General features: G+C 61.7%; 12 protein-coding genes. 2 read left to right on the top strand and 10 right to left on the bottom strand.

Features of this window, described 5'->3' with window-relative positions; translation table 11 throughout:
* The coding region (locus NZM16_RS04555; protein ID WP_367281007.1) for an ABC transporter substrate-binding protein at positions 1-704 on the bottom strand (704 nt) is incomplete at its 3' end.
* A 902-nt stretch (positions 705-1,606) separates the two neighbouring features.
* Here NZM16_RS04555 and NZM16_RS04560 point away from each other — a divergent pair.
* Complete coding sequence (locus NZM16_RS04560) at positions 1,607-1,840, top strand: hypothetical protein (protein WP_295478888.1); 234 nt, start codon at positions 1,607-1,609, stop codon at positions 1,838-1,840.
* Positions 1,827-2,513: a nucleotidyl transferase AbiEii/AbiGii toxin family protein gene (locus tag NZM16_RS04565; RefSeq protein WP_295478891.1), complete on the top strand. Its 687-nt coding sequence runs from the start codon at positions 1,827-1,829 to the stop codon at positions 2,511-2,513. Before NZM16_RS04560 ends, NZM16_RS04565 begins: the two co-directional genes overlap by 14 nt.
* A gap of 271 nt (positions 2,514-2,784) precedes the next feature.
* Here NZM16_RS04565 and NZM16_RS04570 read toward each other — a convergent pair whose 3' ends face one another.
* From NZM16_RS04570 to NZM16_RS04610, 9 genes are all read right to left on the bottom strand, one after another.
* A complete protein-coding gene (locus NZM16_RS04570; protein ID WP_295478893.1) occupies positions 2,785-8,724 on the bottom strand; it encodes an Ig-like domain-containing alpha-2-macroglobulin family protein in 5,940 nt (1,979 codons plus the stop codon).
* Positions 8,725-8,862: 138 nt separating this feature from the next.
* Positions 8,863-9,552: a hypothetical protein gene (locus NZM16_RS04575; RefSeq protein ID WP_295478896.1), complete on the bottom strand. Its 690-nt coding sequence runs from the start codon at positions 9,550-9,552 to the stop codon at positions 8,863-8,865.
* On the bottom strand, positions 9,553-10,323 hold the full coding sequence (locus NZM16_RS04580) for a mechanosensitive ion channel family protein (RefSeq protein WP_295478899.1): 771 nt from the start codon (positions 10,321-10,323) through the stop codon (positions 9,553-9,555).
* 331 nt (positions 10,324-10,654) lie between these two features.
* Positions 10,655-11,485, bottom strand: coding sequence for a hypothetical protein (locus NZM16_RS04585; protein ID WP_295478902.1), 831 nt, complete (start codon positions 11,483-11,485; stop codon positions 10,655-10,657).
* 268 nt (positions 11,486-11,753) lie between these two features.
* The gene (locus NZM16_RS04590; RefSeq protein WP_295478903.1) at positions 11,754-12,626 is read right to left on the bottom strand and encodes a HepT-like ribonuclease domain-containing protein; all 873 of its coding nucleotides are present in this window, start codon (positions 12,624-12,626) and stop codon (positions 11,754-11,756) included.
* Between the two features lie 359 nt (positions 12,627-12,985).
* Positions 12,986-13,456: an SsrA-binding protein SmpB gene (smpB, locus tag NZM16_RS04595; RefSeq protein ID WP_295450115.1), complete on the bottom strand. Its 471-nt coding sequence runs from the start codon at positions 13,454-13,456 to the stop codon at positions 12,986-12,988.
* A 157-nt stretch (positions 13,457-13,613) separates the two neighbouring features.
* On the bottom strand, positions 13,614-14,039 hold the full coding sequence (locus tag NZM16_RS04600; RefSeq protein WP_295450112.1) for a HEPN domain-containing protein: 426 nt from the start codon (positions 14,037-14,039) through the stop codon (positions 13,614-13,616).
* Positions 14,029-14,394 carry a nucleotidyltransferase domain-containing protein gene (locus NZM16_RS04605; RefSeq protein WP_295450109.1) on the bottom strand — a complete coding sequence of 122 codons (366 nt, stop codon included), beginning with the start codon at positions 14,392-14,394 and terminating at the stop codon, positions 14,029-14,031. Before NZM16_RS04605 ends, NZM16_RS04600 begins: the two co-directional genes overlap by 11 nt.
* Positions 14,395-14,832: 438 nt before the next feature.
* Positions 14,833-16,212, bottom strand: a complete 1,380-nt coding sequence (locus NZM16_RS04610) for an AAA family ATPase (RefSeq protein ID WP_295478906.1) — start codon at positions 16,210-16,212, stop codon at positions 14,833-14,835.
* Between the last annotated feature and the right edge of the window lie 273 nt (positions 16,213-16,485).

The following is a 16,485-nucleotide window of genomic DNA, read 5'->3' on the forward strand; positions in this document are numbered from 1 at the left end:
TCCCAGCGGATCACGATTGGGGTCTCGCCGCTGGCAATGGTCGCCGCCTTGGCGATCACCGGCACGAAATTCCCTACTTCGTTGAGCCTCTTGAAGAACTCCAGGCCAGGCATCGGGTTTTCAAAAGAGCCACCCATCGCCAACGCAGCCGCAGCCACCGACATAATCGCTTGGTTCGATGCGCGCGGGTCCCCAGCCAGCGCAACCTTGCCTTTGTATTCAGGCTTCAGCAGATCGGACCAACGCCGTGGCACTTCCTTAACAAAATCCACGGCCACCTCAAATCCCAGGATGCCGTAATAACCTCCCACCCAGTAACCATCTGGATGCTTCAAGTTATCAGGGATCGTATCCCAGGTGGAAACCTTATAAGGCATCGCGAGACCCTCAGCGATCAATTGCGGTGCGAATCCGAACCCGATGTCTAATACGTCCGGCGCCTGAGGCCCCTTGTTGTTCTTGTTGGCCTTCACCGCCTCGATCTCTTCCGCCGAGCTCGCGTCCGGGTTCAGCTCATTGACATGCAGACCGTATCGGGTCTTGAAGGTCTGGATGATCTCACCGTAGTTGCACCAATCGTGCGGCAGGGCGATGGTGGTGAGCATCCCTTCTTGTTTGGCGGCCTTGACCAGATCGCTCTCGGAACCGGACTGACCGCTGGGCTGCTGGACGCCGCATCCAGCCAATACGAGCGCCACAATCATCAGCATGGAGATCGGCCGCAATAAGACTTGTATCGTTTTCATCTCTTGCCTCCTGAATTTTTATTTTACATGCCACGGACAACTTCATGCATTGAATCTAATCCAACCGCTCCTGCAGAATTTTTCACGGGGCGGCCCATCCCGCCCTCAAGCCCGCCATAGGAAAACGGATCGCTGAGATTTCGATCCCGCTTCTCGCATGAACTGTCTTTCATGTAACGTCCGGGCGAGATCATACCGGACGATTTTCATCTTTGCATTAATTCTATGTAAAATCTATGTTAAGGAGATGTTAGTAATTTTTGGGAGTTGTGGAATTGGGAGCCCGTCAATAGACCTGCTTCTCCCCGCTCTTCCCGCGGCGTTATGGCCATGGGGAAGAAGGAGAAAAATCTTTGGCTCATACTCGGAACGCGTGCTGCTTCCCACGCCGCTTTGCCGTGTAACGAAGAGAGTAAGGGCAAGAGAGCTCAAGCCCTTTCCCGCCCTCGGTCAGTTCGCTCTCTGGCTTGTGCGAGTTTGGGACGTGAGCTGAATCTTTTTGGGGCTGGGGCGCCGCCGAAGATGGCGCCCTAGCCCCAAAATCCGCAGGAGAGCTCGGCGGATCTGTCGCATGGGGTGGCGCATGGCGTGGCGGTGGCAGGGATATACCTGTATAGGTGCTATGGCCTTATCAAGATCCTGGGAGGAGCTACTGCTTAACCAAGCGCTTGGGGTAACATGATAACCATCCCCCAAGTTGCGATGGGGAGCTCTCTCACGGGTTGGAAGGTCTACTTCCCGGGAAAGGGGGATTCAAAAGGCCACGGCAGGGATGGGCAACGACTTGGGTTAACCATACATTCGATGGAGTCGTGCAGCCCCAGTGCTGGAGGCCTCATCATGCACCGAGAGGCAGGACGATGACTCGTATCCGTCCTCCGCGTCATATCGTCTGGAGCACGGACACCGTGGATCTGTCAGATCCCTTCCAGCGCCGGTGGTATATCCGCCAGATCCTTCTGCATGGCCGGGCTGAGGACATCCGCACCCTGGACCTGGACGAGGTGGAAGCGCTGCTGGACCACCTGGATCTTCCGCTCCATCTTCACTCCCTCTGGAAGCGGTTCCTGGAACGCCGCCATGCTCAGGGGTAAGGGCTTGCTTCAACCCTTGCAAAAACGGTTTCTGACCTTCTGGTCCAGCCTGCCTGACCATGACCGGTTCTATCTAAGCGGCGGAACCGCGCTGGCCGAATTCTACCTTGGGCATCGGATTTCCTTCGATCTGGATTTCTTTACAGCGGAGGAACCGCTCATTCTACCCACCTCCCGGCGGATCGAAGCGACCGCCCCCATGCAAGGATGGGAAGTTTCAGTCATACGTCGCTTCGTCTCGTTTGTGGAGCTGACCCTCGCGGAGAGAGGGGAAACATTGCGAGTAGAGCTTGCTCTGGATGCGCCATATCGGCTGGCACCGGTTGTTCTTTCCGAATATGGCGTCTGGGTGAATGACTGGCTGGACCTGGCGGTGGACAAACTGCTGGCATACTATGGCCGGGCCGAGCCTCGGGATGCTGTTGATCTGTATTTCATTTTTCAGCAGGAACCGGTGGAGAGGTTGCTGAAGCTGGCCGCTCGAAAAGATCCCGGCTTTGACCTTTACTGGTTCGCCGTCGCGTTGAACCGGGCCGCCGACTTCCCAGACCGAGCCAACGCTTGGCCAGTGAAAATGTTGCTTCCCTTTGACCCGGTGGAGCTGAAGCGTTCCTTTCAGGAATTGGCCCTGGATTTGATGGCCCGGATCACGCGATCGGCGAAAGAGCGTTGATGCAAGGCCTAACTCCCTCATGTTAAGGATGATTCGGCTGGGTCCGGGTTGGGGAGGAAGAGGTGGCTTTTCCCCTCAACGCGAAACGGCCTGGAGAGGGGTCAGAAAAATGGGATGACGGGGCGGACGATAAAACCGCCTGCCCCGCCATCCCAATCCCCGGTTTGCAACTCCCCTCTGAAGACAGCTCCCATCCCACGAGCAATGTTGCAGGAAAGAATCATCCCTATGGACTGGAGGAACCACCAACCCATTCCGGCCGACTTGAGTTTTAACGTGTGATCTCGAACAGGGCTCCCTCCGTCTGGCCATAGATCTCCGGGAAATAGAAGGCATATGCGCGGGCAGGACGCACCTGGAACCGTCCGGCCCAGCCGGCCCGGATTAGATACGTGTATTCATAGGTGCCCGGCGGGAGATACTCGGCGAACAAAGCGGCCCGGTCGTCATAGAGGGCCACATGCCCGAACCACCACCAGCCCCACCATCCGTGGCCACCGAAGGGATCCGATAGATCCACCCGTCGCAACTCCGGCGGCTGACCAACCGTCGGGGACGTCTTCAAGGAGGGATCGATGGCCTCCGCGCCCGCCGGATAGGGATCCTCCAGCACCAGATGGTGCACCGATCGGGGGACCACCAGGGTCAGCCGAACAGTCAGGATATCTCCGACGCGGGCCGAGGTGACCGGGGTGCACGGCTGCCGTCGATCCTTTAGACACGGATCGTCCATCCGGAGATATTGGCGGCTGAGGGTCAGCCCTCGCGAGCGCGGCGCAATCCGATCCACCGGTTCCTCCAGGGCCAGATGAACGGTGTAATACAGCACCCCAGGCCCGGCGCTCCGCGAGAGCTCCAGCGCATTCCCAACCTCCCGCAGCAGCCCCGCCACATCCTGTCGCAGGGTCACCGTCTCCTGAAGGCGAGCTGGATCCACCGCCCCGGATCCCAGGACCTGATCGTTCAGACGCGCCGTCCAGGTGTAGTTCCCTTCCAGCTCCCCGCTTTGAATCAGCCATTCCGTGAGGGCCATCAGGGCCCACGCGGTCTCCTGGGTGGTCTCCCATCGGTCCGCCTGCCGGGTAGCCATCAGCCCCCGAACCGCCTGGAAGGCCAGCGGGTTCTTCGGGTCCAGACGCAGGATGCTGAGCAGGGCGATCGCCGAAGTCCGGGTGTCCGTGTTCCAGTTGAAATCATCCAGGCCCTTCTCCTCCCAGAACGCCCCGGTAGCCGTGACGCTGGCCTGCTCCAGCACGCCGTTCAGCAGGGTCGGGATCAGCGGATGATCCGCCTGGGCGCGGCCCAGGGCCATCGCCAGGAAGGCGCGGGCATACAGCGCCAGCTGTTCCTTCTGGGCCTCCCACAGCGCAACGATCCGGCCGACATCCCCACTACCTGCCTCGGCCATGGCGAACAGCATGAAGGCCTGCCGGTTGGCCTTCCAAGGAGGCAGATCCGCCGGCGCTTCCAGGGAACGGCGCAGGAAGGCCACGCCGCGCTCGATGACCCCATCGGCCACGGCGAACCCGCTGGATCGCGCCTGGGCCAGGGCGAAGACCGCGTAGGCAGTGGTCAGCGGATCGCTCTCCATCGAGGTGAACCAGCCCCATCCACCGTCCGCGTGCTGGCCTGCATACAGTTTCTGCAGGCCAACGGCGATCTGTTCCCGAAGGCGCTCTTCCAGCTCCGGACGCGCCAGGTTCAGGCGGAGAAGGGCCTGATAGGTGGCGATGTTCGGCAGGAAGCGGCTGATCGTCTGCTCGGTGCACTCATATTCGAAGTGCTGCAGCCAAGCCAGGCTGTCCAGGGTGGTTGCAGCCAGGGAGGGTGAGAGCCGCAGGGTCATGGTCCCCCCAGTGACCTCCGGTTCCGGTGGGATGGCGACGATCTCCAGCCGGGGCTCCGGCGTCTCCAGCATCCCGGCGGCGGCCACGGTCTCCAGGCTGACATAGCGGAGCACCGGGATCATGCCATCCGGACGAGCCAGGGTCGGCTTGGTGGCGTCCCGGAGGCCGCCGCCCTCCGCATAGAAGGTCAGATCCACCGCCTCGACCCGTTCCACCGTGCCGGTCCATTCGAAGCGGGCCATGCCGCCGGGCGGCAGAGTTCCCTCCTGAGCGGCAGGCGTTTCCAGGGCCAATCCCTTCGCCTCCAAACGTGTCGTCACCGTGAGGGGTCGCGGGGTGTTATTGTGAACGGCGGCGCCCAAGGTCACGCGATCCCCGGCGATGAAGAACCGCGGGACGCTGGGGCGGATCAGCAGGTCCTTGGTGCTGATCACATCCAGCGCGGCCTCGCCTACGCGGGTGTCCAGAGTGACCCCCTTCGCGGTGATGCGCCACGTCGTCAGGTTGTCTGGCAGGCGCACGGAGAAAACCGCCGTTCCGCTGGCATCGGTCCGCAGGACCGCGTTCCAGTAGGCGGTGTCGGGGAATTCCCGCCGGATCTCCCCGAAGGCCTCCGCGATCCCCCCGCCGCCGCCCTTGCGTTCCCGCGCGATCCGCAGGGTCACCCGGTTCAGGTTGTAGATCAACGAGACCCCGGTGAGGATGGACAGGTTACGCCGACCATAGAATCCCTCCACGATCGGCGGCGTGTTCGGATCCACCAGGGCCAGCACCGAGGCGTCTACCACCGCCACCGCCACTTCCGCCGGGACCGGCTGCCCGTCGGCATCGGTCGTGCGGACGGTGACGGTCATGGTCTCGCGGGGGCCATAATGGGCGCCAGCCGCCACGTCCCGATCCGGGATCAAGTCGATGCGGAGGGTCTGGCGCGTGGGCTTCACGGGGAGATTCACCAGGCCCATCTTGAAGCCCGGAACGGGGTTCTCCCGCGTTATGCCCTGGATGAGGATCACGGAGACGAAGACGTTAGGCGCATCCTCTTCGGAGAGGGGAATGGCCAAGGTGGGTGCGTTTCCTTCTAAGGTGCGCACCTCTGCCCGCCGGATGCGTCCGCGCTCCACCGTAATGAGGGCGGTCACCGTCCCGGTGAAGGGGGAGGGAACCAGGATCGTCGCCGTATCCCCCGGCGCATACTCCCGTCGGTCGGCGATCAGCTCGATGCGATCGTTGTTCTCCTGACGCCAAGCCACTGCTCCCGGTCCGGATACCCAAACGAACTCCGCGCTGCGCACCCGACGGCCTTCCGCGTCGACGCCCTCCGCCTTCACCACATAGGTTCCGGGATCCGGCGGGATGAAGGCGAAGCGCCCGGTGCCCTCCGCGTCGGTCCGGAGCGTGCCGCTCATCACCGCCGTGTCGCTATAGGTCCAGGTCCACATCGGCCCGCGGTCGGTCTCCTGCATCACGCTGAACCACTCCCGCCGATAGGCGGTCCAGTTCAGCGCGACGCCGCCGACCGGATGGCTCTCCCAGTCCACCGTCTTCGCCGTGAGGGTGAGGGGCTGGCCGGCTTCTCCCACATAACGCTCAGCCTGCAGGCCGATGTAGAAACGGCCGGCGTGGACCACCACCTCCGTCCGGCCGGCCACCAAGTTATCGTTGGGATCAGTGACGCTGGCCTCCAGGATGACCGTCTGGCTGCCCGCCTGCTTTCCCAGATCCGCGGGAAGGCGGAGGAGCAGGCGGCCCTGCGCGTCGGTGGTCCCACTGCCGCTGGCGATGACTTCCTCGCCCTCTCCTTCGTAGGCGCTGTAGGGATCATAGTCGGTCCAGGAGTAATACCCCGGCCCAGTGTATTCGAAGAAATAGGGCCGGGCGCGGGCGGTCCATTCCACCTTCGCTCCCGCCACGGGGCCGCCGAAGTAATAGGTGGCCTCCAGCAGCGCCTGGATGGTTTCGCCGGTGACGTAAGCCGGGCGCTCCGACGTGAGGGTCACCCGGAACTCCGGCCGGCGATAAGCGGCTACCAGGAAGGAGACGGAATGATAATAAAGGCCGGGCGGGAGATCGGCCATCAACGTATAAGGGCCGAGAGTCGCATCCTCGGCTAGCGGGAAAGCGCCTTCGGCGGTGCCGAAGTCATTGAGCATGAGGGTCGTGGAGTAGACCTCGCGGCCCTCCGGATCCTGGATGAGAACAGGGAGCGTTCGGGTGGTCGGCAGGGTATAACGGGCGTCCTCATCGGCGCGCACGATCGCCTTAAAATGCACGACCTGACCCGGCCGGTAGATGGGTTTATCCGTCTGCCAGTAGACCCGGAAGCGAGGGGGCTCGTAATCCGCTGGAAGGTTAAACACCCACGGTTCGATCCCATCCGACCAACTGCTCGCTCCGATCCCGAAGCGGCCGCCCGGAGTTCCGGCCACCGCCACCCGCATCCGCCAAAGAGGAACCGGCTCGGGCCATTGGAACCGCGCGATCCCATCCGCGCCGGTGGCGCGGACGCCCCGGATTTCCACCCGGCCTTCATCCGCTTCGAACAGCTGCACCGATATCCCCTGGACCGGCCGGCCGGAGGCCATGTCGGTGACCCAGACCAAAGCCTCCTGAGGGGCCACCTTCACCACCACGTTGAGATCCACAGCGGCCATCAGGTAACGACCTGGGCGGTTTTCCGTAGAAACAGGGACGTCTATTCGGAGATGGTAAAGGCCGGTGGGAAGGGTCCGGCGGACCGGACCCGCCAGCGGGATGCGGTTCAGCATAATGACATCGGTGATCACTTCGGGGACCGTGAAGGTCCAGCGGGCCACCAGCGCTTCTGTCGGCGCAGTGTAATGGAAGGTGGCCTCGGGGTCCCGGCTCAAGGCGATAAACTGTTCCAGGCTCAATCGAGCCAGGGTGAAATCCACCCGGCTCAGATTTCGGGTGGAGAGAAAGGCCGTGGTCTCCGTGTAGGTGCCCACGAGGGCCAGCGGGGAATAAGGGCTGCCGACGTTCAGATACGCCAGCGGATCCAGGTGCTTGACCGTGAACGTGAACGTGTGCTGGCGATCCAGTCGGTTTCCATAGCGATCCGCGATCTCCGCGCCGATCGTCAGGGTGTAGGCCGTCCCAGGTTGCCAGCGACCGGCGAGGGTGAACACCCCGCTCTCCGGGTTCCAGCTGGTGAACACCTGGGTGACCGAGATCGGCGGCTCGAAGCGGAGATTCGGCCAGACGGTCTCCGGACGGATGGCCCCGGAGCTGAAGCGAAGCTCGATCGAGTCGCCGGGGTCCAGGCGGCTAAGGCCTACTGGGCTCAGGCTGGTGCTCTCGAGGCGTGGGTACGCGGGGGTAGTAAAGGCCCAGGCAACGGCCCCGTCCAGAGTAGCCCCAGAAGGGGCCGCCGCGCCCCGTTCTAGGCGGACAAAGTAGCGGGTCTCCAGCTTCAGTGGCTGAGCGGGCCGGAAGATGACGGTCTGGCTGATCCATTCGAAGCGTCCGGGGATCGCCGGCCCATCCTCCGCCCCCTCTCGCATGGAAAACGCCGCCTCCACGGAGGCCCGATCCATCTCCATGTTGAATGTGATGGAGATCGGCGCGCTCAGGTCCAAATCCATCAGTCGACCGGGCCGGGGGGCGTATTCCAGCACCGTGGGCCGGCGGATGGTAAAGGTCCAGGTGTAATCCTTTTCCAGCGCCACGCCGGTGAGATCCTTCAACCCGGCAACCACCCGGGCCGTGTAGGTGCGGCCGGCCTCCCACGTTCCCTCCGGCTGGAAGGAGTAGATGCTGGTGTTGATCCATCGGCCGGTCCCGCGGATCGGGGGATCAAAGGCCAGGGGCTGCGGGAGATCGCCCGGGGCCAGGTCGCTGCGCAGAGGAACCACCGGCCGGTTGAAGATGACGGTCACGGGGGCGCGGGGATCCACATCTCGCGCGTCAGGGGCCGGGATCACCTCGGCCACGGCGAGGGGAGAAGCGGTGCGGAAGCGGAAGGCCACCGGGCGGGCCAGGGGTTGGCCGTTGCGGGCCCGGGCGTTCTCCAGCCGGACCTCATATTCGGTGTCGGGTTTCCAGGGAGCCTGGGGGAGGAACCGGAGGATCCGGTCGCCGGCCTCCCATACGAAGCGGCCGGCAACGGCAGGGATCAGACGCAGGTTCGCTTCCACCGAAGCCCGATCCATCGGTTCGCTGAAGGCGAAGCGCAGCGGCATCTCAGGGGTGACCTCCTGACCCGGCTCCGGTGTGCGCGCTACCAGGATAGGGGGCAACCGCGAGATGACAGGGGTTGGAGTCGGCGTGGGGCGACATGCCTCGAGGAAAACCAGCGCCGCCATCAGAAGAGCCAGCCTTCGGAGAACCTGACGTCGAGCGAACATTCAACCCCCCTTTCTTTCCAACCTGAATGGGTGCAGGGAGAAGTTGTCCTCATTCGAAGGGGACGAGCCGCTGGTGATGAAACTGCCGCCCGCGCGTCCCCGATTATCACGGTAAAACGAGATCACCACGTATCGCTCTCAATAGCGGCGCCGCCAATCAAATACGTATTGACCCGCTTGGTTGCAATCCTGGTGGTTGATCACGACAGGTGGCGAGAGCGGGCGAGGATTGCCTGGGCTTTCCACGATGTCGATGATGAACTGGAACGGCTTTGCATAGTCGGCGGGATTCAAGGGAGCGAAACCCCACAACCCGGGCGCGCGGCCGCCGCTCTGCTTGTAATCCTCGCAATTTCCATCGCCTGGCGAGAGACAGACCTGCTCATACCCGCTTCCTGAAGGGAAGAACATCCGCAGGCGATACCATACCCCATTCAACGGGTTGCCTGCCGCATCTCGAATATACCCCTCCATGTAGACGGTTCCGCAATTCGGCGCCACGGACATTGGCTGCGGATAAAAATCAAAGGCCGGTGTGGGGGAAGGGGTGGGCGTGGCCGTGGGGCGCGGGGTGGGCGTGAAGGGAGGGCGAGTCCGCGTCGGCGTGCGGGTTGGCGTGGGTGTCTCGGTGGGCGTTGGGGTGAACGTCGCCGTCGGCGAGGGCGTGATGGTCGGGGTAAAGGTGGCCGTCGCCGTTGGCCGAGGTGTGCGGGTGGGCGGGAAGGTCGCTGTAGGCGGCACTTGGGCCACCTGGAACGGCCCTCCCTGGCAGGCAGCCGCCAGCGTGCTGACGAGAACAGCCAGGAAACGCGCGCTTCTTGAACGCATTTAACCCCCCTCCGGATTTGCGGGTTCTTCTCCATCGGGATGCTGCAAGGCCCGCAGCAGATAATACCGCAACCGGCGGGCGACTGTCCAGCGACCCTTCGGTCGGGTAAGGACCTCCACCCGGATCGTGAACGTGCTCTCGCCGATCCCCTCGATGCCCGTGATCGTCGGAGAATCCAGGATATCCCCTGCGGCCTCAGGGTCCTGCTGGAGGGCCCTGGCAGCGGATCGGAGAGCCGCCTCCAGCTGCTCCACCCGCATCTCCCGGGGTGCAGGGAGATCGACAGACACCCGGGCCCAATCCCGACTGAGATTGCTCACGACTCCCAGCATGCTGTTCGGAATCACATGCAACGTGCCGTCCATATCCCGGAGATAAGTCGCCCGCATCGTGATCCGCTCTACCGTCCCGATCAGCCCGGCAGTCCGGATCGTGTCGCCGATCCCAAAGGGACCCTCCAGCACGATCACCAGACCGGCGAGGAGATCCCGGATCAGGCTCTGGGCGGCCAGGCCGACGACCAGCCCTGCAAGCCCGGCGCCGGTCAGGATCGGTGTTAGATCCAGGCCGAACAGGGAGAGAAGCATTAGGATGGCCACAGCGCCCGTAAGAGCCCGCAACAAGCTGCGGATCAGCGAGAGGGCTGCCTCGATCCGCCGCGCTCGGTCCGGATCCAGCCCGGGCCACCGAAAGCGGAGGACATACCCAATTCCCCACCACAGGACCCCGGCGAGAAGTAGGATCAGCAGCGCGCGCCACAGGGCTTCCATATTCGACCGATCGCATCATCGCCATATTGTGTTGAGAAGCTGGGCGGGCAGCCTTGGGCCCCCCGCCCAGCCTCTGAAAAGATCTTTCGCCTCATGCGCAACTTGGGGCGGTGAATCCGTGGGGGTCGCCCTCTCAAGAGAGGCAGGCAAAGCCCCTCCCCCCTTTCCCTCCCTCTTCGAGGCTTCCTTTGGGCCTTGAGGAGGGAGGGAAATATCGTGTGAGGCTGAGGGCCGCCTTCGGCGGCGTCCCAGCCCCAACCCCCGAGGAGAGCTTAGAAGTTGCACATGGCATCTTTATCTCTACCAAGGGGTGCTGGGAGCTTCTTTCCCTTCACCAGATCGCATCCGGGAATGTGCATATCCCAGCGTGATGACCCACCCGCTTATACATTTGAACGCCATCGAAAGGCTCTCCCAGGATGCCATCATAGATCGCCCAGGAGCGGCCGCGAACGGTTCGCTCCATCCCAGGCTGACGGAAGGGCGTGGAGCCATCCAGCCGCTGATACAGTTCCCCACCCGGCTGGAACTCCCGATGGATCCATTCCATTTTCGCCCGTCCCCGGATATAGCCACAGCCATACCGCTCAAATAGAATCGCCGCATGATAGGCCAGGGGCTCGACTAGAAACATATCGTGGCCCAGGCGGGCGATGAAACGCTCGAACAGTGGAAGCATATGTTTGGTCAGGCGCAAGCCCCTCCTCACCTGGCCCGGGGCCAGGCCGAACTGCATCGCTGCGATCTCCGCCTCGATGTTCCGGCCCATCACGCCATACTTCGTCGGCCGCCCCTGCCAGTCCCGATCCACATCAAAGCGCGGGGATTCTGGATCATTTGTCATGAACAGCAGGACGATGATCCGATTATGCATGGTCTCCGCAAAATGCAGGTAAACCAGTGGATCCCGATCGTCCAGACGGCGCCAGATCCGGATCTCGACATCCGGGCCACCCGGGGGCGCGTCCATCACGACCAGAGGACGCCCTTCCGGATCGCTGAGGGTAAGGGGATCAATCCCATACCGTTCCAGAAGGAAATCCGGGATGAGCGTGCGATAAATCGCCTGCTTGATTGGATCCGGCAGGCGATTGATCTCCCGGATCGAGGCCAGAGTGCGCCCTTGGACGACAAAGCGTTCGTTTAAGATCTCGACGGCCATTCTTAGCTCTTTGCCCCGCGCGCGGAATTCAGAGCCAGGGCGGCAACCTCCAGTCACCCCCTGGACACTCCTGGAAATATTAAATACCAGTTGGGGGCCAGTCGGACCAGGTGGTATGGTCCCGTCCCCTGAACGATCTTGCGAGGCTGGGGTGCCGCTCTCACAGCGCCCCAGTCCTCTCGAAGACTTGTTGTGTAATTCTCGCTGAAATTTCCTTGCCTGGGGCCCTTCAGGTCGTATGGAGGGGGGCAGGGATGCGGGAGGCAGATCAGCGGGGGAATTCATCGTGCGGAAGCTCGGACAGCCACGTCCGAACCTCAGACGCAAAACGCCGGAAAACCTCCGGCGCTTTTTCGAGGAACTCGACCACCCGTGCGGGATCGATCCGGACGTATTCATGGACCAGAATGTTTCGGAATCCCCCCGCCCCACGCAATCGGTCGTAAAGGGTTTCGGTGATCACTCCCTCTCGCCGGAGCGCCCGCAGCAGATCCTCATAGGTTTCCGCTTCATAGTGAAAACGGGCGACCAGGATATGATCCGCGATCTGGAAGATCAGCGTCAGGCCCGCCAGCAAGCCTCGCTCGGCCGCCCATCGCCGATGAAGATCGGTTTCCAGATCATGGGCGGTAAGGACGCGGTAAGGCTCCAGCGCATCCGCCACGCGCTCGAGCTCGAGCAAAGCAGACCACAGGAAATCCCATCGTAGCGCCATGGTTGGGAGTCCCCATTGGAATTCACGGGCCTGGGCCAGGACCCGGGTTCGGGTGTCTCGCGCGGTATCGCGAATTCGTTGCTCAAACACCTGCCGTTCAGCCTCCGAGCGGGCGAAAACACAGCGTCCGGTCTGAAGGATTTCCTGCTTCAAATACAGGGGCGCGGACTGCAGGTCGACAAGATCCACACGGTCAGTTCCCAGAGCGATGGAGAGATCCGCATAAAGCGGAAAGATGGAGCATCCCTCCTCCGGGAGCACAGCCAGATCTACATCCGCGGCCTTCGGATCACCCCGAGCGACGGATCCGAATAGATACGCCAGACGCACCGGATGTCGCCGGAATAGAGGTTCCAGATTTTCCAGACGGCGAGGCAGATCCGGCGCAAGAGGTGGAAGATCCCTATAGCGTTCACGCACGCCCATTTTGTTCCCATCCCGCTTTTGGAGCCTATCCAAAACCGAAACGCTCTTCGGTCGCGGGGGGCCTCATTCTCCTCTCAACCCGCCGCCTTTCGTGCGGGGCCGAAGGTGCTCGGCCCCGCCTCCCCCCACAGAAATCCCAGCCCATGTTCAGAACATGGGCCGCTAAGCCAGACCCAAGCGCAGGCAGAGGTTGGGGTGGTGGAACGAGCGGCCTCGCCGCCTACCCCACTACCTCACGTCACGAAGGGGATCCAGGCGATTCCGATCCGATCCCAGATAGAGGCAGGAAAGCCGGAGCAATCGGGAAGTCGGCGAAATCCCTGCTCCATCCCCAAGCTTGAGCTCACCGGGGAACGCGCCTAATCGCCTCCTTTCAGGGCTCGTTCGATCTCTCGGCGGGCCTCGCGTTCAGCGATGGCCCGTCGCTTCTCATATTGCTTCTTGCCCTTGACCAGGGCGATCTCCACCTTCGCGAGCCCTCGTGGGTTCAGATAAACCTTCAGTGGAACAATCGTATATCCTTTCTCCTGAGCCTTGCCGATCAGGCGGTTGATCTCGTGCCGGTGAAGCAACAGCTTCCGAGGCCGGCGCGGATCCGGATTCTCCCGCGCGGCAGGCTCGTAAGGTGCGATGTGAACGTTCATTAGCCACAACTCCCCATCCCGGGGGAGCACATATCCTTCCCGCAGGGAAACCTTCCCCGCCCGCACGGATTTGATTTCGCTGCCGGTGAGGGCGATGCCGGCCTCGTAGGTCTCCTCGATATGGTAATCGTGGTAGGCTTTCGAGTTAGTGGCCACGACTCGAATGGATTCTGATTTCTTCCCCATTGGAGCAGCTTCCCCCTGTAAGACAAACCGGCGGTGCCGATGGGCCTCCAAAGGATTGGCGGCCAACCCCTTCCCGCGGCTCAAAGAGCCACGTGGGGGAATCATCAGCATGTTTCCAGTTTTTGCAATCTACGGGCCATGGACCATCCAAAGGACATCAGAGGGAGGGGAGAGGGTCCCCTCGCAGCTTGCGCCGCACCAGATTCAGAACCTCATCCGCCATCCGTAGCGCTTCGGCTGCCATCGCCCGGTTGTAAATGCGTGCAGGGATGCTGTCCGGCACACTGTTTGGATAGCGGGTGGGGAGATAATAACCATCCAAAGGAGCCACCTCTGCCCGGAGCGCCTCGAACTCTGAATCATAACGCCCGGCCCACCGGCATAGTGCCTCGACGGAATGGCCGATGACCAGCTCTTCTCCCTGGGCATAGAGAAATGCCTTCAGCGCCTTCTCGGCGATCTGCTGAGCGATAAAGCACGCCAGATGATAGCTCCCCCCCTCAAAAAGGAGGCGGGCTCCTTCCCGATCGGCCTCGGCTTGCTCCAACCAGCGAAGCCCTTCCGCTCGCGGGTCACGCCGCATAAAGCACCTTTCCCTCCATCAGGGCCCGGCGGATCAACGGGCGATCCGCCATCCGCGCCATCTCCTCGGGAGTGTAAACAAAAAGATCCACGGCCACTCGGGGTTGCAGACGTCGATAAAGCTCTATGGTTCGTTCCATAAACCCCAGCGGCGTATCCCAGATTACCAGCAGATCCAGATCGCTACCCAGCCCCGCCTTTCCCTGGGCCACGGATCCGAAGAGAACGATCCGCTGCACCCCGATGGCCTTCAGGGCTTCCACAAGCCGGGGCAGCTCCGCTTCCAGATCGGCCCGATAGGCCTCTCGACGTTCTCGAAGCCAGCGCTGGAATTCCTCTTCCAAGGAGCGGGTCATCGTGATCATCCCTTACCACTTCGGTAGTTTTCGCCTTGCAAGCGATAAGCTCTTTTACCTTGCCCCTCTCTCCCCCTCCTATGGCTCTTTTGGGCCATAGGAGGGGAAGGGACCTGTCCCTTTTCCCTGGACTCTCTAGATCACCTAGATCGCAAGGAAGTGGGAGAGGCCGAATGGGCCTCTCCCACTTCCCTGCCTGCGTCGCGAAGCGACGCAGGCAGGGAAGGAGGAAGACTTGTTGCGTAATTGATGGGGAGGGGCTTTTGGGGCCAGCAAGGCCACCGAGGGCGGCCTTCCTGACCCTAAAAATTCTCTTTCTTCCCCCTCCCCGCAACCCGAAAGGCCTTGGGGAGAGGAAAGAAAGCGGAGCCAGTATCCTTAGGCCCCGGCTCCGCACCCCAACCCCCAAAACGCCACATCCCGAGGCACTACAGGTCCCTATCCCGCTTTCGGAGGAGAGGAAGCCGTTGAGGCTCCACCCATCTCGACAAAGTAAGCCTCACATGCCCGATCGATCAGTTCCTTGCTTAACGTCGGGCTCACATTGAAATATGAGGCGATATCTTGAATATGTGCAAGAAGATCCCGTGCATGAACCGCCCGCAGAGGCCTTCGGCGCTTGATATACCATTCCTGAATCAGGTAGACCAGTGCCTGATCATCATACGGGATCCCTCGGGCTTGACAGGTGCGACGGAAGATCTCCCGGAATTCGGCTGGGGTGGGATCCGGGATCTCGATCTTATGGCGAATGCGCCGTAGGAAAGCTTCATCTACTAGATCCCGCGGGTTCAAGTTGGTGGAAAAAATGATCAACACCTCGAAAGGGATCTCAAACTTTTGTCCGTTATGAAGCGTTAGATAGTCCACTCCTTTCTCCAGCGGAACAATCCATCGGTTCAAGAGATCCCGGGGACGCACCTGCTGGCGGCCGAAGTCATCGATCAGGAACACCCCGCCGTTGGCCTTCATCTGAAGGGGCGCCTCATAATAGCGGCTGATCTCATTCCATGTAAGATCCAGCATCTCTAGGGTGAGCTCCCCTCCACTCACGATGAAGGGCCGCCGGACAGGGATCCACCGGGCGTCCGCTGGGCTCTTCAATACTCCGGTCTGTCCGCTACGATGATTGGGGAGCGGCTCGTGGTTTACTTCATCAAAGACCTTGATGATAAACCCTCCGACCTCTATCGCATAGGGAATATAGATCGCCCCCCCAAAAACTCGATGTCCGATCGCTTCGGCGATGGAGGTTTTCCCGTTTCCTGGGGGACCGTAAAGAAAGATCGAGGTCCCCGAGTTGATCGCTGGGCCGATCTTGTGAAACACCCGATCGTTCAGGATCAAATGGCTTAACGCCTGGCGCATGACCCGAGGGGTGACCCGCGTCCCCTTGTGGGACTGGCGGCGCATCGCCGCTGTATAAGCAGAAAGAGGGACAGGCGCTGGACCCGCATACTGGCTCCGATCTAACGCTTCTCGGGCTCGATCGCGTCCCCGTGCGGTCAGCGCATATTGATACGCCTGCTCCCCCACGCCCCGGGCTCCCTGAACTTCCACCAGCTGTTCCCGTTTCAGGAAATCCAGGATCGCTTCCGTCACTCCCGTGTAGGGAAGACGAAGGCGTTCAGCCAGTTGCCCTCCCGTCAGATAACCGGCGTTGTAAAGGATTTTCAACGCCAGGTCCGCCAGGAGAGCTGGGGTAAGCCCGGTTTCCTCCAGCGTGCGAGGCATGGGAGGAATGAACACAGGTTCCGTCGATGGAGCCGCTCTGGAAGGCGCTGATGTCTCCATCTGAGCAGTCGACGTTGCGCTCATCATGACAACCCCCGCCTGAACTTGAGATCATTTTATACCTTCCCGCCAAATATGGAATGCCCCTTTCCCGGCGGCCCTTCGGCCATCGGGAAAAGGGCATGGACCTCTCGTATAAGTCTCACTAATATTAAACCGCTGGAAAAGCCATCGATGTTCTGATAGCGAATGGGGCAAGTCGATGAGGATGGTGCTTTTAGGGTTACGTAGCTCATTTCCCCCCGGAGGCTTTAAGGGTGGGGACGGACGCTGAAGGCGTCCGTCCCCACCCTTAAA

It is taken from the genome of Thermoflexus sp., from assembly GCF_025055495.1.
Classification (GTDB): domain Bacteria; phylum Chloroflexota; class Anaerolineae; order Thermoflexales; family Thermoflexaceae; genus Thermoflexus.